The sequence below is a fragment of the Streptomyces cellostaticus genome, from assembly GCF_001513965.1.
Classification (GTDB): domain Bacteria; phylum Actinomycetota; class Actinomycetes; order Streptomycetales; family Streptomycetaceae; genus Streptomyces; species Streptomyces cellostaticus.
This window is the reverse complement of record NZ_KQ948032.1, coordinates 44,854-63,136: the sequence shown is the minus strand read 5'-3', so window position 1 is coordinate 63,136 and position 18,283 is coordinate 44,854. Positions and strand designations below refer to the sequence as shown.

The following is an 18,283-nucleotide window of genomic DNA, read 5'->3' as shown; positions in this document are numbered from 1 at the left end:
CGGCGCCGCAGGCGGCTCGGACAGGCCCTAGCGAGGCTCCGGCGGGCGTTGCCGGGGCATGTTCGGGCGGGTGCCGTTCGCCGGGGGGAGCGGAAACCTTCCTACAGGCCCGGCCGACTCCGATCGTGCCCCTGAAGCCGCCGCCGTCTGGATGCCGAGCGGTGCCGAGCCGGTCCGGAACTCCACCATCCAGTCGGTCGTCTCCGTGCGCACCAGCTCCAGCACGTCCTCGGAGAAGCGCCGCAGCACGGCCAGGCACCGCTCGGCGGCCTCGCTCGCCGTCCCCTCCGCCGGTCCCAGCACTTCCCGCACACTCTCGGAGGCCCAGTCGAACTGGAGCACCTGCAACCGCCGCTGCACGGCCTGCGCGGTGGCCACGTCCCTTATCCATCCGGAGGTCACGCCGAAGAACCGGTCGGCCCCGACGCACGCCACCGCGAGCATCAGCGCCAGGTATCCCCAGGGCGCGACCCCGCCGACCACCCCGGTCAGGTCCAGCAACGGCAGTGCGGCCCCGCAGACCGCCCCCGCCGCCGCCCCGGTCCGCAGCACCCGTGCCCCTCGCCGCTTCCACACCCGGTCCGCGAGATACCAGGCCGCCGTCTGCAGCGCCCCCTCCTCCACCCAGCGGTACAGCTCGTCGAGCCGCTCGGCGGGCTCCGCCCAGTCCCCGAGCGGAAACGCCCGCCCGGTCAGATCGCCCGGCCGCAGCCCGGCCGCACCCTCGCCCCGCCCGTCCTGAGGCGGCCCCTCGGGCTGCATCTCCGGCTGACCCACCCGGCACTCCCTACTGAACACGACACCGAACACGGCACTGAACACGGCACTGATCACGGCCGGTCACATTGCGTGACATTGCACGCCGACGCGCGGCACCCTTCCTACCGCCCAATGGGTGGCTGAGAGGTAGCTTTCCCTGCTTTTCCGCTCGGAAGAGGGCCTTGATCAGGTATAGGACTGCCGCGTTCTCACTCGAAAGAGTGGCGGAGCGATGGCCGCGTAGACCACGTAGGCTCGTGCTCAACGAGAACAGCGGAGCAGACGAAGAACGACGCAGAACGACGAAGAACCAGGAGCTGATCGTGATCCCCGGTGGTGGCCAGCCCAACATGCAGCAGTTGCTCCAGCAGGCCCAGCAGATGCAGCAGGACCTGCAGCGGGCGCAGGAGGAACTGGCGAACACGGAGGTCGATGGACAGGCGGGCGGCGGCCTGGTGCGGGCCACCGTCACCGGCGCCGGCGAACTGCGTGCCCTGAAGATCGACCCGAAGGCGGTGGACCCGGAGGACACCGAGACCCTCGCCGACCTGATCGTGGCGGCCGTCCACGCGGCCAACGAGAACGCACAGACGCTCCAGCAGCAGAAGCTGGGCCCGCTGGCCCAGGGCCTGGGCGGCGGCAGCGGCATCCCGGGCCTGCCGTTCTGATCTTCTGACCGTTTCGGTGTTCGCCACCAGCGCGACACCCCCACCGCCTTCCAAGGACAGGCGGCAGCCAACTACGGTACGTACCGAAAGGTCTCCAGGAAAGGCAGTCCGTTGTACGAAGGCGTGGTCCAGGACCTCATCGACGAGTTGGGGCGGCTGCCCGGCGTCGGTCCCAAGAGCGCGCAGCGGATCGCCTTCCACATCCTGCAGGCGGAGCCGACGGACGTGAAGCGGCTCGCGCAGGCGCTCCTGGAGGTGAAGGCGAAGGTCCGCTTCTGCGCGACCTGCGGCAACGTGGCACAGGAAGAGCTGTGCAACATCTGCCGCGACCCGCGCCGCGACCCGTCGGTCATCTGCGTGGTGGAGGAGCCGAAGGACGTGGTGGCGGTGGAGCGCACCCGCGAATTCCGCGGCCGCTACCACGTGCTCGGGGGCGCGATCAGCCCGATCGAGGGTGTGGGTCCGGACGACCTCCGTATCAGGGAACTCCTGGCCCGTCTCGCGGACGGCACGGTCACGGAACTCATCCTGGCCACCGACCCCAATCTCGAGGGCGAGGCGACGGCCACGTACCTCGCCCGCATGATCAAACCCATGGGCCTGAAGGTCACCCGCCTGGCCAGCGGCCTCCCGGTGGGTGGCGACCTGGAATACGCGGACGAGGTCACCCTCGGCCGCGCCTTCGAGGGGAGACGACTCCTAGATGTCTGACGCCACGCTGCACGCCACTGCGCAGAACCCGGACGACTTCGCGGTCCAGATCGCGGACCAGGTCGAGAGCTTCCTGGTGGCCGTCACGGAGGTGGCGAAGGGTGACGAGCCCGACTCGGCCGTCCCCTTCCTCCTCCTGGAGGTCTCCCAGCTCCTGCTGGCCGGCGGCCGCCTGGGCGCCCACGCGGACATCGTCCCCGACGAGCGCTACGAGCCCGACCTCGGCCCCGAGCCGGACGTCGACGAACTGCGCGAGAACCTGGCCCGCCTCCTGGACCCGATCGACGTCTACTCCGAGGTCTTCGACCCCTACGAGCCCCGCAAGGCCCCGGTCCCGGCCCGTATCTCCGACGACCTCGCCGACGTCATCACCGACCTCCGCCACGGCATGGCCCACTACCGCGCCGGCCGCACCACCGAGGCCCTGTGGTGGTGGCAGTTCTCCTACTTCTCCAACTGGGGCGGCACCGCCTCCGCGGCCCTGAGGGCGTTGCAGTCCCTGGTCGCCCACGTCCGCCTGAACCAGCCCCTGGAAGAACTGGACGGCCTCGACACCGACCAGCCCGCCATGGGCGACGAGACCCTGGAGTTCGAGGCGGGACAGGTCATGGCGGAGGAGATCGGCGGGCCACTGGGGATGCGGCCGGGGAAATAGCACAACACCGTCACAGAACAGTACCTCCGGCGCTACGCTCGGTGACTGGAGGTGGGGTTCTGTGGTGGACGCGAACGACAATCAGCCGCCCGTTGCCTGGCGGTACGGCGGCGACCAGCTGAAACGCTGGCGCACGAAGGCGGATATCAGCCGGGAGAAACTCGCCTCCGCCGCCAACTACTCCCCGGCCACCATCGAGTCGATGGAGCGCGGGGTACGCAGACCGACGTCACGCGTGCTGGACGTGGCGGACGAACTGTGCGGTGCGCAGGGGATGTTGAGCGCGGCGAAGCAGTTCCTGAATCGGGAGCGGTTTCCTGCGCGGGCGCAGGACTTTATGGAGCGGGAGAAGGAGGCGATCAGTCGCTGGTCGTACGACCTCTCGCTCGTGCCGGGGCTGTTGCAGACGAAGGGGTACGCCCGCGCCCTCATCGACAACCGCATCCCGCCGCTGGACGAGGAGACGGTGGAGGAACGCGTCGCGGCCCGTATGGAGCGGCAGGCCATCCTCACCACACGGAAACCGCCGGTGGGGCTGAGCTTCGTGCTGTACGAGGCGGTGCTGCGTGCTCCTCAAGTGGATACCGAGCAACTGCATCGGCTGTTGGAGGTGGCGGCGCTGCGGAACGTCGTACTGCAGGTGCTCCCCTTCGAACGGGCCTTCAGCGACGCCATCATGGGGCCCATGGTGCTGCTGGAGACTCGTGACCACGAGCGGTTCGCCTTTATGGAAGGGGCGTTCGCCAGCGAGCTTTCGGCCGATCCGGGGGTTGTCAGCCGGGTCACCGAGCGGCTTAGCATGATCCGCACGCAGGCTCTCGGGCCCGACGAGTCGGCCCGTTTCATCGAGCGGATGGTGGACAGCCGTGAGTGACCGGTTGAAGTGGTTCAAGTCGAGCTACAGCGACAACGAGGGCGGCGACTGCGTCGAGGTCGCGCTGGACTGGTTCAAGTCGAGCTACAGCAACTCTGAAGGCGGCAACTGCGTCGAAGTAGCCCTCTCCGCCGCCGTCCACGTCCGTGACTCAAAGACCCCCGCAGGCCCCGAACTTCGGATAGCCTCCTCTGCCTGGGCGGAGTTCCTTGCGTGGGGGGACAGTTGAGCGAAATCGACGAGGCCGCGGGCGAGCCGACGCTGGCGTTCTGGGTGACCGCCGAGGACGAGGACGACGACGGCATGGCCCTGGGCCGACGCGGCGGGGACGCGGTCCTGCGGAAGGTGCCGCTCGGCCCGCTCCGCAAGAACCTCACCGAGACGGTCACCGCGCTCCAGCAGGTCTTCGCGGACGTGGCCGCGCAGAACGGCACCCTGCCGCTGCGGGAGGCCCAGTTGCAGTTCCAGGTGACGGCGAGCGGCGGCATCCAGCTCGTCGGCACTTCGCAGGTACAGGGTTCCCGCTCGATCACCCTGGTCTTCCGGCAGTAGCGCCCCGCCCGACGTCGCACGATGGGCCGGAACAGGGCGCTCCTGATCGGAGCGAGTGACTACGACGCCCCGGGAATCCGTCCGCTGCACTTCATCCCGGGGGACATGGACGCGCTGAGCGAAGCCTTGCGGCTGCGTGGCTACGACGTCGTCATCGCGCGGCCGCGGAAAGCTGTGGTCAGCGCGAACTTCGTCAACCTTGAGGTGATCCGCTTCCTCACACGTGCGCGGAGCGGGGACACGCTGCTGATCTGCCTGAGCGGGCACGGTCACCACATCAACGCGCGGGACTACTTCGTCCCGGAGGACGCACATCCGGAGCTCCAGCCGTTCCACACCGGGCTGGTCGCCCTCGACTGGAGCTGCGAACTTCAGACGTCGCCCGCCGAGCGCATCGCGTTCCTCGTGGACGCCTGCCGCGACGGGTTCGCCCCCGGTTTCCATGGCGACACCATGAGCGCGGACTCCATGGGCTGGTCGGGGGGCGAGATCAGTCATGTGCTGCACCAGAAGGTCGCGTGGGTGTACGCCTGCTCGCAGGGCCAGAAGGCGCGGTACGTGCGCGCGGACGAACACGTCCGGGACGGAGTCGACTGCGGCACCCGGCCCGAGGAGTCCTTCAGCCTCTTCTCCCGTGCGGTACGGGACGTCCTGCTGTGCCACCCGGAGGCATTGGACCTGCCCACGCTGGAGGAGCAGGTCCGGGACCGGGTCGTGGAACTGCACCGTGCGTACGGCAAGACGTCGGCCGTGCAGACGGTACGGGCGCGCGGCGACAAGCACGGCTTTCTGCTCGCCGGGCCCTTGGCGGACACGCAGGAGCGGCCGCCCCCGCCGGCCGGCCGGGCGCCGGCTCCTTCCCCGGCTCCCCTGGTCGCCGACCAGGATCCGCTGCGCCAACTGGCCGTCGCTCAGTACCGGTTGCTGCACTACAACGACGACGGGCCCCTGCTCGCCCTCGCCGCCACCGGACCCGCGACCTATGTCGTCCAGTTGGCGCAGCTGGTCCACAAGGAGGCCCGGCAGCGCGTCTGGGACGCGTGCGCCCGCCGCCGCCCCGGGCCCGCTCTCTTCGACCTGCTGGGGAAGCTGCACGGCCAGGGGTTCGTCCACATCGAACTGGGCCTGTTCACCGCCGCCCTGCGCCACCGCCCGGCGGACCAGCTGTTCGAAGGAGTGGCGCCCGGGGAGATCGACAGCACCCTGATCCGCCTCGCCAAGGCCCGCGATTCGTCCGCTGTCGTCGCGGCCGTGGAGGCGCTGCACGCGGGTGGCGGCATCGAGGCGGCGGTGCGGCTGCTGCACGGGGCGGTGTGGCGCCGTAGGCCGGACCAACTCCCGTCCCTGCTCGGCGCGTTACGGAAGTCGGGGCTGATGCCGACGGCGGAGCGCGTCCTCGCGCACTACGGCCGCCACTGCCCGGCCGACGCGCTCGGCCCCGCGCTCACCGCGCTGAGCGAGCCGGGCGGACGTCTCGCCGACCGGCAGCGGTTGCTGGCCGGGGCCGCACACCGGCCCGCGGGGGAAGTACTGGAGTGCGTGGCGGTGTTGCGCGCGGCCGGGTACGACGCGTTCACCGGACCGCTCCTGGCGCGCGCTGCGACGGCCGACGCGGCGACGGCCGCCCGGCTGCTCCATGTCCTCGGCAGCGAACCCGGCACGGAGGCCGACCGGGACGCCGTGCTGAACAGCGCGGCCGCCGGTCTGTCGGTGGCCCGCCTGGTCGACACGGTAGGGCTGCTGCATGAGGTGGAGCCGGCGGCGGGGATGCACAACCACGCCCTTCTTCTGCTGAGCCGCGTGCTGGCGCGCCGGGGTTTCGCCGAGCTGATCTGCCTGGTCAGGCGACTCGCCGCTCGGTGGCTCGACAGTGATGTCCAGGGTGTGCTCGGTGGGTGGCTGACCTGTCGGTCCATGGCCGAACTACCCGAGCTGATCGAGGTGTTGACCGTCGGCGGCCACGGAGGGGAGGCCGAGTGCGTCCTGTTCGAAGCTGCCCGGTTCCGGTCGGCTGAGACCGTGGTCGACGTGTTCCGCGTGCTGCGTGCCGCAGGGGCGGAGACACCGGCGGCGAGGCTGGTCGCGCTGCTCCTGGACCCGCGGCCACGGGACGATCTGCCCGCCGTACTCGACAAGCTGTACGGCGCCGAAGGCGGCGTCGAGATCCGTGCGGCGCTGGCGAGCGCGGCGCTGGCCCTGCCCGTGGCCGAACTGCCCGATCTGCTGGCGGCCCCCTCGGGGGAGGACGCTTCGTGGCGCCTCCACCTGCGCGAGGTCGTGGCCGGGCGGCGTCCCCTCGGGGAGTTGCTCGAACTGTTCGAGGTCCCGCTCGCCGAGGGGCTGCGGGCGAAACTGGCCGAGACCGCGGGCTCGCAACGCCCCGTCGAGGAGCTGCCGGACCTGGTCCGTGCGCTCCGGGAGCGCGGGATCGGCGACACGAGACGGGCGCTCTGGAAGGGCGTGGGCCATCGTCCTTACGCCCAACTGGCCGTCATCATCCCAAAGCTGGAACCTGACGCGGATGAGCTGCTCATCTCCGTGAGCGGATGGTCTTCACTCATGGACGTGGCCTTCCTCGTCGAGGAGCTGGTCAAGACCGGCGCAGGGGAACAGGCTCTGCGGCTCGCCGAACTCGCCGTCACGGGACGCGGGGTGGACGACGTCCCCGTCCTGACGGCATGGTGGCGGAGCCGTGGGCTCGGCGCCGTCACCGATCACACCCTGGTCCGGGCCGGCCATCGCTGGCTGGTTCCGCAGATCGTCGAGGCGGTGCGCGTGCTGGGGGCGGCCGCGAGCGGCGAGGACGTGTCCCTGGACGCAGAGCGGCTTCTGCTCGGTGCGGTCACGACCAAGGGCGCGCGCGGCGTCCGCCAGTTGGTGCGTGCCCTCGGCGCGCGGGAGACGGCCGCCGAGGCCCGGGCCGCTCTGCGTATCGCCGGTGAGTCGTGCGGCGTGGAGGCGCTGGCGAGGCTCGTCGGCAAGCTGACCTCCGGTGGAATGGACGAGGAGGTCTCGCAGGTGTTGGAGGCCGCTGCCGGGAGCCGGCCGGCATCCGAGGCGGTGGAGTTCCTACGGGTCCTGCTGTCCTTCGGGGAGACGATCCGGGCAGAGGAGTTCCTCGCGTCCGTCGTAGAGCGCCGCAGCGGCGAGGAACTCGGCGCCCTGCTGCACCTGCTGTCCTCCGGCTCGTTCGAGGACCACGACCTCACCTGGGCCTTCCAGAGCCTGGGTGCTCGCATGCCGGACTCAGCCCTGGTCGAGACGGTCCGGTCCCTGAACGCGGCCGGTCAGGAGGCGAAGATCCCGCTCGTGCTGCGGGCCGCCTTCGCACGGCGGAGCCCCGCCGACCTGCCCGGACTGATCAAGGCCCTCGGCATGACGGAGCAGCCCCCGGGCCCCATCGGGGGGCCCACGCCCGCTTGGCAGGCCTGCCAAGCGGCCCTCTCTGAGCAGCCCCTGGCCGTGCTGCTCGACCATGAGGCCGCCCTGAAGCGGGCAGGGCTGGTCGCGGGGGCGGCGGCGGTGCTGGCCGGTGCGGTCCGGCGACCGGCCGGGGAACTGGCCCGGTTCGTCCAGGAGGAGCTGCGCCATCAGCGCGGTGCGAGCCATGAGCAGCTCCTGGTGGCGGTGGCCCGGGCGCCGGGGTTCGCCGATGTCCTGGGCGAGTTGCGGGTCATGGAGTCCAAGGAAGGGTTCGACCGCGCCCTTGACCGTCTCGCCCGGCGGCTTCCGGCATCGGCCATGGCGGTCAACGCCGTGCGCCCGAGCGACATCCAGCGATGGGCCATGGAGGCGTGTCCTGAGCCGGAACTCATCGAGATCCTGGTGAGGACTGCCGTTCAGTTGCCGTTCGGCCTCGACCGTGGCCTGGTGGTGCTGTTCGTGCTGTGTCGTCCGGCCGAGGACGTGATTCATCTGACGGAAGTGCTGCGCCAGAGGGGGATGACGTACGAAGGCGGCAAAGTCCTTGCCACGGCCGGGAGCTGCTGCGAAGACGACGAGGTCGTCCAGCTGATCGAGGCCGCCGTGTCGATGCGGCCTCCCGCCGACACCGGCCCGCTCATCAGAGGTGCGGTCGAGCACAGGCGCATCCTCCCGGCCCGGCTGCTGACGGAACTGAACCTCCGCGGACTGTCCGCGCACGTCGACACGGCACTGGCGCACTACCTCAGCGAGCCGGGGCGACGGGAGTGTATGCCGTTCACCGCCGTCGGACTGGCCGACGCGGGTCTGTCGGCAGAGGCCGAGCGGGTCATCCGTACCTACATCTCGCTGTGTTCCGCCGAGTACCTGATCGATGACCTGGCGCTGGCGGCGCCGGACGCGAAGAAGCTGATCATCGACGCCGCCGCCCGGCATCTGCCGATCACGGCCCTCCAGGACATTCTGATGAGACTCCGGCCGGGCGGCGGCGCCGCGGACCCCGAGACGTTCGTGAGCCTTGCCCTTGTGGCGCTGCAAAACCGTCCCTCCGCGGCCGAGCAGGCCGCCGTGAGAGAGATCGTGGATCCTTACCTGCCGCGCAAGCAGCCCCGCCGAACCGTCCGCCGACGCCGGCTCCAAGGACCCCCAGTTCAGCCCGAGGCTTGAGCCTCGGGCTTCGAGCCCCGACCGAGCGCTACCGGAAGGGCCGGGCTCGTGCCGACGGCGTGCTCGTCCAGGTGGGCGGCCTCAAGGGCCATGGGGAGTGGCCGGAAGCCGGGGGCGCGCTGATGGCCGTCGAGATCACCTCGTACGCCTCCGACACGAATCAGCGTGATCGCGTGGACAAGCCCGACGGCTACGCCGCCGCCGGTATCCCCGTCTACCTCCTCATCGACCGTGACGACTGCTCCGTCGTGGTCTTCAACCAGCCGGAGGACGGCCGCTATCGCCACGAGGAGAAGCTGCCCTTCGGCGCCTCCGTGAAGCTCCCGGACCCGGTGAACATCGCCCTGGACACCGAGCCGTTGAAGGAGTTCGTCGACTGAGGCCATGGTGTAACTGGCTACACCTCCGTTTCGGGAGTGCGCTCCCTCGGTCCGTTTCCGGTGTGCCGGGATCGTTGATCTCGTCAGTCAGACCGTGAGAACGAAATGAGGAAGCCGTCATGAAGTCCCTGCTCGCCTCCAAGCCCGTGCTGTGGTTCCTTTTCCTGTTCAATGCCGTCGTCGCCGTTGCCGCGCCTTTCGTGGTGGACGGGGCGCAGGGCGTGGCGACCGCCGTCGGGATGGGCGTCGTTTCGCTCGGGGCGGGGGTCGGCCTTGTGCGTGGGCGCGGGCGGGGGCAAAGGGCCGTCGCTTGAGAATTGGGGGAGTGCTGGACGTTCCTTGTACGTCCGCTGCACGGGCCCTGACCGGTGCGAAGCGAGTCTGGAGTCATCCCAACAGGCACCGTCCGCACCGGAGTAGCGATGACCCGTAGGACCCGTGTACGTGCCGCCGTCGTCACCGCCGCGCCCTGGTCACCGCCGCCAGCGTGACCGCCGGAGTCAGTGCGGCCGGGCCGAAGGCGGAGCCCGAGCCCCGCAAGGCGCAGATCGCCTCCCTCTTCGACCGGTGGAACGCCGCGCTGCAGGCCGCGTCGCAAGGATTCGGCCACGGGTTCGTCGTCTTCCACCAGAAGTACGGGCGCGCCCCGCACCCTGATGCTTGAAACTTAACTCACCGTGGTCACTGTGAGGCGGGGCACTTTCCGCGTGGCGTGCCGCGCGCTGGGCAGGTTCCGAGGCGAGCGCCGACGTCTCACCATGCGGGAGCAGGAGGGTGGATTTCGGACGCTCGTTAGACTGAGCCGACACAAACGAACCGAGCGAGGAGCGCACGTGGGCCTTGTCGTGCAGAAGTACGGAGGTTCCTCCGTAGCCGATGCCGAAGGCATCAAGCGCGTCGCCAAGCGGATCGTGGAAGCGAAGAAGAACGGCAACCAGGTGGTTGTCGTCGTTTCCGCGATGGGCGACACGACGGACGAGCTGATCGATCTCGCCGAGCAGGTTTCTCCGATGCCTGCCGGGCGTGAGTTCGACATGCTGCTGACCGCCGGAGAGCGTATCTCCATGGCCCTGCTGGCCATGGCGATCAAAAACCTGGGCCACGAGGCCCAGTCGTTCACCGGCAGCCAGGCAGGCGTCATCACCGACTCGGTCCACAACAAAGCCCGGATCATCGACGTCACGCCGGGCCGGATCCGGGAGTCCCTGGACAAGGGCAACATCGCGATCGTCGCCGGGTTCCAGGGCGTCAGCCAGGACAAGAAGGACATCACCACGCTGGGGCGCGGTGGGTCCGACACCACGGCCGTGGCGCTGGCCGCCGCGCTCGACGCCGAGGTCTGCGAGATCTACACCGACGTCGACGGCGTGTTCACCGCCGACCCGCGCGTGGTGAAGAAGGCGAAGAAGATCGACTGGATCTCCTTCGAGGACATGCTGGAGCTCGCCGCATCCGGCTCCAAGGTGCTGCTCCACCGCTGTGTGGAGTACGCCCGCCGCTACAACATCCCGATCCACGTCCGGTCCAGCTTCAGCGGGCTGCAGGGCACCTGGGTCAGCAATGAACCGATTGGGGACAAGAAGGTGGAGCAGGCCATCATCTCCGGTGTCGCGCACGACACCTCCGAGGCCAAGATCACGGTCGTCGGCGTGCCGGACAAGCCGGGTGAGGCCGCCGCGATCTTCCGGACCATCGCCGATGCCGAGATCAACATCGACATGGTCGTGCAGAACGTGTCCGCCGCCGCCACGGGCCTGACGGACATCTCCTTCACGCTGCCGAAGACCGAGGGCCGCAAGGCCATCGACGCGCTGGAGAAGAACCGTTCGGGTATTGGTTTCGACTCGCTCCGGTACGACGACCAGATCGGCAAGATCTCGCTGGTCGGCGCGGGTATGAAGACCAACCCGGGCGTCACCGCCTCCTTCTTCGAGGCGCTGAGCGACGCGGGCGTGAACATCGAGCTGATCTCCACCTCCGAGATCCGCATCTCGGTCGTCACCCGCGCCGACGACGTGCCGGAGGCCGTGCGCGCCGTGCACACCGCCTTCGGGCTCGACTCCGACACCGACGAGGCCGTCGTCTACGGAGGCACGGGCCGCTGATGGCGCCGACCGGGAAGCCGACGCTCGCGGTCGTGGGAGCGACCGGAGCCGTCGGCGCGGTCATGCTCCAGATCCTGTCCCAGCGTGCGGACATCTGGGGCGAGATCCGTCTGATCGCCTCCCCGCGCTCGGCCGGCCGCAAGCTGGCCGTGCGCGGCGAGGAGGTCGAGGTCGTGGCCCTGACCGAGGACGCCTTCGACGGGGTCGACATCGCGATGTTCGACGTGCCCGACGAGGTCTCCGCCGAGTGGGCGCCGATCGCCGCCGCGCGCGGTGCGGTCGTCGTCGACAACTCCGGCGCCTTCCGGATGGACCCGGACGTGCCGCTCGTCGTACCCGAGGTCAATCCGCACGCGGTGCGCACCCGGCCGCGCGGGATCGTCGCCAACCCCAACTGCACCACCCTGTCGATGATCGTCGCCCTCGGCGCACTGCACGCCGAGTTCGGGCTGCGCGACCTGGTGGTGTCCTCGTACCAGGCGGTGAGCGGCGCGGGCCGGGCGGGCGTCGATACGCTGCGGGCCCAGTTGTCCCTGGTCGCCGGGACCGAGCTGGGCACCAAACCCGGCGACGTACGGCGGGCCGTCGGGGACGACACCGGGCCCTTCCCGGAGCCGGTCGCGCTGAACGTCGTCCCGTGGGCCGGATCGCTCCGGGAGGACGGCTGGTCGTCGGAGGAGATGAAGGTGCGGGACGAGTCCCGCAAGATCCTCGGACTGCCGGCCCTGCCGGTCGCCGTGACCTGCGTACGGGTGCCGGTGATCACCACGCACTCGCTCACCGTCCACGCCCGCTTCCAGGGCGAGGTGACCGTCGACGGCGCCCGCGAGATCCTCGCCACCGCGCCCGGGGTGGTGCTCTGCGACGACCCCGCCGCCGGTGAATTCCCCACGCCCGCCGACGTGGTGGGCACCGACCCGACCTGGGTCGGCCGGGTGCGGCGGGCCCTGGACGACCCGACCGCGCTCGAACTCTTCGTCTGCGGCGACAACCTGCGCAAGGGCGCCGCACTCAACACCGCGCAGATCGCCGAGCTGGTGGCCGCGGAGCTCATGGGCGGGACGTCCGCCCGCGCGTAAGACGTTTGTAGGATCCATGTAAGAAATGTGGCCGGGAGCATGGTCCAATCCACTTGAACCGTGCTCCTCGGCGACAGAGGATTTTTCTCCCCGCTCCCCGCAACCATGCGGAGGGCGGGGAGCGTCTTTGCCGTCACCCTTGCGGGGCGTGAGACGTGAGGATCCTGGCGTGGGGACGCCGTGATCGGGGCGTGGGGACGCCCGTTCAAATGGGATATAAGGGAAGAGCGGGGCGCATGACGGCACTTGCTTCACCGTCGGTTGTCGCACATGTGACGCCCGGCACGTACAACCCTGGCGGGGGGAGACGTGTCCAACTGGCGTGGCAGAGGTACTCGAACTCAGCGCGGCCCGCGGCACCGCGGCGCTCCGGCCGTCCCGCGCGGCGCTCCGGCCGCGCATTCCCGGCGGCATGCCGGTGATCGCGCCCATGCCCGCAGCGCGGCCCGCCCGCATACCCAGCCAGCGCGACGGCTCCGACGCGGCCACCGCGGACAACACGGACGCCGCGGTCGCCGGCACCACCGTCGACCACCTCACCGAGACCTACCGGGCGCACTACCGCTCGCTGCTCGGCCTCGCCGCGCTCCTCCTCGACGACACCGCCTCCTGCGAGGACGTCGTCCAGGAAGCCTTCATCCGCGTCCACTCGGCCCGCAAGCGCGTCCGCGACCCCGAGAAGACCCTCGCCTACCTGCGGCAGACGGTCGTCAACCTCTCCCGCTCCGCCCTGCGCCGGCGCATCCTCGGCCTGAAGCTGCTCTCCAAGCCGATGCCCGACATGGCGAGCGCGGAAGAGGGCGCCTACGACCAGCTGGAGCGGCGCGACCTCATCAAGGCGATGAAGGGGCTTCAGCGCCGCCAGCGCGAGGTCCTCGTACTGCGCTACTTCGCCGACATGACCGAGGCCCAGGTCGCCGAGACACTCGGCATCTCGCTGGGCTCGGTGAAGGCGTACGGCTCGCGGGGCATCGCCGCGCTGCGGGTGGCCATGGAGGCATCGGCATGAGCGAGCAAGCCGAGGAGGGTGAGGGCCATGAACGCCACTCGCACGAGCGCCATGAGCCCTACGCCTGGCACGAACCGACGAAGCCGCACGAGCAAGAGCACACGCAATCGCACGCTGGGAACGGAACTGTGAACCACGGCCCCGACGAAAAGGGCCCCGAGAGGCTCGGCCCGAACGGGCTCGACGGGCTCGCCTCGGAGCTCGGGCTCGGCTCGGGCCATGACGGGCTCGACTCGGACGAGCTGTCCCTGCGCCGGATGCTGCACTCCGCGGTCGACGACATCGAACCGCGCACCGGCACCCTGGACCATCTGCGCCGCGCCGTGCCCGCACGGCGGGCCCGCAAGCGCCAGGCCGTCGTCGGCATGGCGGCCGCGGCCCTGTTCCTCGGCACCGCGATCCCCGCCCTGATCCACGTCTCCGACTCCGGCGGCTCCGACACCAACACCGGCCTGGCCGGGCAGTCGTCCCAGGCGCAGGGCGGGACCAGCCAGGGCAAGAACCCCGACGGCGGCTCCAGCAGCGCCGGCGGCTCCCACGGCAGGACCCCGGGGCACGGCAGAAGCAGCAGCAAGGGCGGCACGCCGGACAAGCCGGGCGGCACCGGCGGCAGCTCGTCCGGCGGCGCCAACCCGTCCGCCACCCTGGCCGCGGGCACCCCGGTGTGTACGGCGGTCCAGCTGGGCTCCGCCACCCAGAGCGTCGACGCCCCCGACTCCGCGGGGGTCGTCTACGGCACCTTCCGCGTCACCAACATCTCCTCCGCCGGCTGTACCGTCGGCGGCCCGGGCACGGTCGCCGTCTCGGCCCAGGGCGCCGCGGATCCCGCCAAGGTCCTGCGTGCCCGGCATGTGTCCGGGGACGCGGCGGCCGGCCTGCCCGACCCCTCCCTGGAGGTCTCGGCGCTGGTCCTGCAGCCGGGTGCGGCCTACGAGGAGAAGTTCGCCTTCGTCCCCTCCGAGACCTGCCCCACCACCACCGGCGGCGGTACCACCACCACCGGCGGCTCGGACAGCGGCGGCCCCTCGCCGGACCCGACGCCCAGCCCGGACGCCGGCACCACCGGGAGCACGGAGACCGGCGGCACTTCGGCCGGCACCACGACCCAGCTCGTCACCGAGGACGGCACGACGGCCGACGGCAGCGTCCTGGTCACCCACACCGCCCAGACGGGCGCGCCGACGGTGTCGGCGACGGTGTCGAACGCCTGCGCGGGGACGGTGTACTACACCGGGGTGCTGGCCGGGGCGTGACCCCCGGACGGCGTCAGACGGTGGCCGCAGGGGAGGAGACGTCCTCCTGCTTCGGCACCAGACCGAGTGCCGCGTCCCGCTGGAACTCCACCTCGCGGCGCAGCAGCCGGAACCACATGAAGACCACGAAGCCCGCGAAGACGAACCACTCCCCGGTGTAGCCGAGGTTCTGGAAGGCCTTCAGGTCGAGACCGGTGCCGTTCGGCGCGGTCGCGGGCACGGCCTTCATCCCCGCATCGGCCCGGTCGAGGGTGACCCAGGCGTCGTACAGCCTGTCCGGCACCAGGTTCACCAGTGAGGCCGAGCTGATCGCCGCCGTCTGCCCGGCGGGCAGCCCGCCCTGGGCGCTGACCCCGTTGTCCCCCGGGGTCTCGGAGGCCTGCAGCGCACCGGTGACGGTGACCTCACCGACGGGCGGGGCAGCGGCCTTGGCGGGGTCCGCCTTGCCGGGCAGCCAGCCCCGCACCACGGGCAGGGCCCTGCCGGAGTCGGTGCGCAGCAGCGTCAGCACGTAGAAGCCGCGCTTGCCGTCCAGCTCCCGGCCGGGCACGAGGAGCTGCTTGCCGTACCGGCCGCTCGCGGTGACCCGCCGTCCCGAGGTGCTCTTGTCGACGGGCAGCATCGCGGCCAGCGGCCGGGCCGCCCCGTGCCTGTCGGAGGCGGCCTGCTCGGTCGCGGCACGGTGGTCCTGCACCCGCCCCTCGAACCGGCTCAGCTGCCACGACCCCATGAAGACGCAGAACGGGATGGCGAGCAGCACGAAGACGTTGATGCCCCACCAGCGGGGTGTCAGCAGAAACCGGTACACGCCCTCAACGGTACGGCGGGACCGGAACCGGACCTTTTGCGGGGTCCGGTTCCCGGGCCGTCAGGCGGGCCGCGTGGCCTTCAGCGAATAGATGAGCGGGATGCGCGGATGGCCCGCCGGGAAGCGGTGCAAGCCGTCCCGTACCTCGAAGTTCTCGAAGCGCTGGAAGAGCGAGACGTCGTGCTCGTGCAGGAACTCCAGGCGCAGGCCGGTCGCGGCGAGGGCGGAGACCACGTCGCCGAGAGTGTGCTGCCACTCGACGCTGCGGTTGTGGACGGTGGCGGCGCCCTGGTCGGCGTAGGTGCCGGGTTCGTCCCACACCTGGGCGTCGCGCGCGAAGTAGTCGCGTACGAGCGTCGAGCCGGTCTCGTCGTCCAGCGCGTCGGTGATCGGGTGGAACTCGGCGAGGTAGAGGAAGCCGCCGGGCGCGACGAGGGAGGACGCCGTCTCGGCCCAGCGCCGGATGTCCGGCAGCCAGCACAGTGCGCCGAGGCCCGTGTAGACGATGTCGTACGACGGCTCGGGTACGGCGTCGGCCGCGTCGTACACGTCACTCGTCACGAAGGCCGCCCGGTCCGGCCCGTACCCGAGGTCGGCCGCCAGGCCGCGGGCCGCCTCGACGGCCGGTGCCGAGAAGTCGAGTCCGACCACGCGGGCCGCGCCGCGGTGGGCCCAGGAGAGGGTGTCGAGCCCGATGTGGCACTGCAGGTGCAGCAGCGACCTGCCGGTGACGTCGCCGACCTCCGCGGTCTCGAAGTCCCGCAGGACGTCCCCGCGGGCGCGGAAGCCGTCGAGGTCGTAGTACGCGCTTGCGACGTGGACGGGAACCCGCTCGTCCCACATGGCCCGGTTGTCCTCGCGCCAGCCCTCGGGGGTGGACCGGAGTGCGGGCGGGGTGCTCGGGGCGGACGTGTGTGCGGACTTGGTGGTCATGATCCGGAAGTTATCCACAGGCTGAGTGGACTCGCCAGCGAATTGTCCGTGCGGCCAGGCAGTATGGGCGCATGACTGGGGCCAAGAGTGAGAGCAGGACACCGGATATGCCGGAGATGCCGGACTGGGAGAAGCGCTTTCGGGCGCCGCGGGTCTCGCTGCCCGACTGGGCCGAGGACGCACCGGACCGCTCCCTGTTCGTGTCGAACGCGACGGGGACGTACGAGCTGTACGCCTGGGACCGGGCGACGGGCGGGCAGCGGCAGGCGACGGACCGGCCGAACGGCACGACGGACGGCATCCTCTCCCCGGACGGCGCGTGGATCTGGTGGTTCGACGACAAGGACGGCGACGAGTTCGGCGTCTGGCGCCGCCAGCCCTTCGCGGGCGGCCCGGACGAGACGGCCGTCCCGGGCCTGGAGCCCTCCTACCCGGCCGGTCTGGGCCTGGCCCGCGACGGCCGCACGGCGGTGGTCGGCCGCTCGACGGACGAGGAGGGCAGCACGATCCATCTCGCGCGCGCGGGCGAGGACCCGGTCGAGATCTACCGGCATCGTGAGTCGGCGGGCGTCGGCGATCTCTCGCACGACGGCTCGCTGATCGCGATCGAGCACACCGAGCACGGCGACGCCATGCACGCGGCCCTGCGCGTGCTGCGCCCGGACGGCACGCCGGTCGCCGACCTGGACGACACCAAGGGCGGCACCGAGGAACTCGGCCTGGAGGTCCTCGGCTTCGCACCGGTCGACGGCGACACCCGTCTCCTCATCGGCCACCAGCGCCGCGGCCGCTGGGAGCCCCTGGTGTGGGACGTGGCGACGGGCGAGGAGACGGACCTGGGCCTCGAGCTGCCCGGCGACGTCAGCGCCGAGTGGTATCCGGACGGCAGCGGCCTGCTCATCGTGCACGGCTTCGAGGCCCGCAGCGAGCTGTTCCGCTACGACCTGGCCGCCCGCGCACTGACCCGCATCCCCACCCCGCCCGGCACGGTCTCCGGGGCGACGGCCCGCCCCGACGGCAGCGTGGAGTACCTGTGGTCGTCGGCGGCCGAGCCGTCGGCGGTCCGCTCGACGTCCGGCGGGGTGGTCCTGGACCCGCCCGGCATGAAGTGCCCGCCGTCGGTGCCGGTCGAGGACGCGTGGGTGGACGGCCCCGGCGGCCGCATCCACGCCCTGATCCAGAAGCCCGCGGGCACCACCGGCCCGCTCCCCACGGTCTTCGACCTGCACGGCGGCCCGACCTGGCACGACAGCGACTCCTTCGCCGCGGGCCCGGCCGCCTGGGTGGACCACGGCTACGCGGTCATCCGCATCAACTACCGCGGCTCCACGGGGTACGGCCGCGCCTGGACGGACGCCCTGAAGCACCGGGTCGGCCTGATCGAGCTGGAGGACGTGGCCGCGGTCCGCGACTGGGCGGTCGCCTCGGGCCTCGCCGACCCCGCCCGCCTGGTCCTCACCGGCGGCTCCTGGGGCGGCTATCTGACCCTCCTCGGCGTCGGCGCCCAGCCCGAGGCGTGGACGGTGGGCGTCGCGGTCGTGCCGGTCGCGGACTACGTCACCGCGTACCACGACGAGATGGAGTCCCTGAAGGCCATGGACCGCACGCTGCTGGGCGGTACGCCGGAGGAGGTCCCCGAGCGCTTCGAGGCCTCGTCCCCGCTGACCTATGTCGACCAGGTCAAGGCCCCCGTCTACATCTCGGCGGGCGTCAACGACCCGCGCTGCCCGATCCGCCAGATCGACAACTACGTCAAGCGGCTGGAGGCCCGGGGGGCCGTGCACGAGGTGTACCGGTACGACGCGGGCCACGGGTCACTGGTGGTGGACGAGCGGATCAAGCAGCTCAGACTGGAGATGGAGTTCGCGGGGAGGCACCTGGAGCTGTAGGCCGTCTTTGCGGCCCAC

General features: G+C 70.9%; 18 protein-coding genes. 15 read left to right on the top strand and 3 right to left on the bottom strand.

Features of this window, described 5'->3' with window-relative positions:
- Positions 1 to 27: 27 nt before the first annotated feature.
- On the bottom strand, positions 28 to 777 hold the full coding sequence (locus tag AQI88_RS28450) for an SLATT domain-containing protein (RefSeq protein WP_067004773.1): 750 nt from the start codon (positions 775 to 777) through the stop codon (positions 28 to 30).
- 305 nt (positions 778 to 1,082) lie between these two features.
- Between AQI88_RS28450 and AQI88_RS28445 the strand changes: the two genes are divergently transcribed.
- From AQI88_RS28445 to AQI88_RS28385, 14 genes are all read left to right on the top strand, one after another.
- Positions 1,083 to 1,427, top strand: a complete 345-nt coding sequence (locus AQI88_RS28445) for a YbaB/EbfC family nucleoid-associated protein (RefSeq protein ID WP_067004770.1) — start codon at positions 1,083 to 1,085, stop codon at positions 1,425 to 1,427.
- A 111-nt stretch (positions 1,428 to 1,538) separates the two neighbouring features.
- Complete coding sequence (gene recR / locus AQI88_RS28440; RefSeq protein WP_067004569.1) at positions 1,539 to 2,138, top strand: recombination mediator RecR; 600 nt, start codon at positions 1,539 to 1,541, stop codon at positions 2,136 to 2,138.
- Positions 2,131 to 2,793, top strand: coding sequence for a DUF5063 domain-containing protein (locus AQI88_RS28435; protein WP_067004566.1), 663 nt, complete (start codon positions 2,131 to 2,133; stop codon positions 2,791 to 2,793). The genes recR and AQI88_RS28435 overlap by 8 nt, the downstream gene beginning before the upstream one ends.
- A gap of 64 nt (positions 2,794 to 2,857) precedes the next feature.
- Positions 2,858 to 3,667 (top strand): helix-turn-helix domain-containing protein, encoded by an 810-nt coding sequence (locus AQI88_RS28430; protein WP_067004768.1) that lies wholly within the window; start codon positions 2,858 to 2,860, stop codon positions 3,665 to 3,667.
- Positions 3,660 to 3,896: a DUF397 domain-containing protein gene (locus AQI88_RS28425; protein ID WP_067004564.1), complete on the top strand. Its 237-nt coding sequence runs from the start codon at positions 3,660 to 3,662 to the stop codon at positions 3,894 to 3,896. Before AQI88_RS28430 ends, AQI88_RS28425 begins: the two co-directional genes overlap by 8 nt.
- Positions 3,893 to 4,219, top strand: coding sequence for a Pepco domain-containing protein (locus tag AQI88_RS28420; RefSeq protein WP_067004563.1), 327 nt, complete (start codon positions 3,893 to 3,895; stop codon positions 4,217 to 4,219). Before AQI88_RS28425 ends, AQI88_RS28420 begins: the two co-directional genes overlap by 4 nt.
- Before the next feature lie 21 nt (positions 4,220 to 4,240).
- On the top strand, positions 4,241 to 8,809 hold the full coding sequence (locus AQI88_RS28415) for a caspase family protein (protein WP_067004561.1): 4,569 nt from the start codon (positions 4,241 to 4,243) through the stop codon (positions 8,807 to 8,809).
- On the top strand, positions 8,806 to 9,189 hold the full coding sequence (locus AQI88_RS28410) for a Uma2 family endonuclease (RefSeq protein ID WP_317933609.1): 384 nt from the start codon (positions 8,806 to 8,808) through the stop codon (positions 9,187 to 9,189). The genes AQI88_RS28415 and AQI88_RS28410 overlap by 4 nt, the downstream gene beginning before the upstream one ends.
- A 119-nt stretch (positions 9,190 to 9,308) precedes the next feature.
- Positions 9,309 to 9,503: a hypothetical protein gene (locus AQI88_RS28405; protein WP_067004559.1), complete on the top strand. Its 195-nt coding sequence runs from the start codon at positions 9,309 to 9,311 to the stop codon at positions 9,501 to 9,503.
- A 173-nt stretch (positions 9,504 to 9,676) separates the two neighbouring features.
- Positions 9,677 to 9,853 (top strand): hypothetical protein, encoded by a 177-nt coding sequence (locus AQI88_RS46755; protein WP_167357481.1) that lies wholly within the window; start codon positions 9,677 to 9,679, stop codon positions 9,851 to 9,853.
- A gap of 169 nt (positions 9,854 to 10,022) precedes the next feature.
- Complete coding sequence (locus AQI88_RS28400) at positions 10,023 to 11,294, top strand: aspartate kinase (RefSeq protein ID WP_067004557.1); 1,272 nt, start codon at positions 10,023 to 10,025, stop codon at positions 11,292 to 11,294.
- Positions 11,294 to 12,373, top strand: coding sequence for an aspartate-semialdehyde dehydrogenase (locus AQI88_RS28395; protein ID WP_067004555.1), 1,080 nt, complete (start codon positions 11,294 to 11,296; stop codon positions 12,371 to 12,373). The genes AQI88_RS28400 and AQI88_RS28395 overlap by 1 nt, the downstream gene beginning before the upstream one ends.
- A 322-nt stretch (positions 12,374 to 12,695) precedes the next feature.
- A complete protein-coding gene (locus tag AQI88_RS28390) occupies positions 12,696 to 13,382 on the top strand; it encodes a SigE family RNA polymerase sigma factor (protein WP_079057849.1) in 687 nt (228 codons plus the stop codon).
- Positions 13,379 to 14,635 (top strand): hypothetical protein, encoded by a 1,257-nt coding sequence (locus AQI88_RS28385; RefSeq protein ID WP_244184365.1) that lies wholly within the window; start codon positions 13,379 to 13,381, stop codon positions 14,633 to 14,635. Before AQI88_RS28390 ends, AQI88_RS28385 begins: the two co-directional genes overlap by 4 nt.
- A 13-nt stretch (positions 14,636 to 14,648) precedes the next feature.
- Here the strand turns inward: AQI88_RS28385 and AQI88_RS28380 are convergent, their stop codons facing one another.
- Together AQI88_RS28380 and AQI88_RS28375 are read right to left on the bottom strand one after the other, a co-directional pair.
- Positions 14,649 to 15,443, bottom strand: a complete 795-nt coding sequence (locus AQI88_RS28380; RefSeq protein WP_067004552.1) for an SURF1 family protein — start codon at positions 15,441 to 15,443, stop codon at positions 14,649 to 14,651.
- 60 nt (positions 15,444 to 15,503) lie between these two features.
- Entirely contained in the window at positions 15,504 to 16,286 is a 783-nt protein-coding gene (locus AQI88_RS28375; RefSeq protein ID WP_067004764.1) for a class I SAM-dependent methyltransferase, read from the bottom strand.
- Positions 16,287 to 16,447: 161 nt separating this feature from the next.
- Here AQI88_RS28375 and AQI88_RS28370 point away from each other — a divergent pair, with 161 nt between their 5' ends.
- Positions 16,448 to 18,265 carry a S9 family peptidase gene (locus tag AQI88_RS28370; RefSeq protein ID WP_067004550.1) on the top strand — a complete coding sequence of 606 codons (1,818 nt, stop codon included), beginning with the start codon at positions 16,448 to 16,450 and terminating at the stop codon, positions 18,263 to 18,265.
- Positions 18,266 to 18,283: the final 18 nt, after the last annotated feature.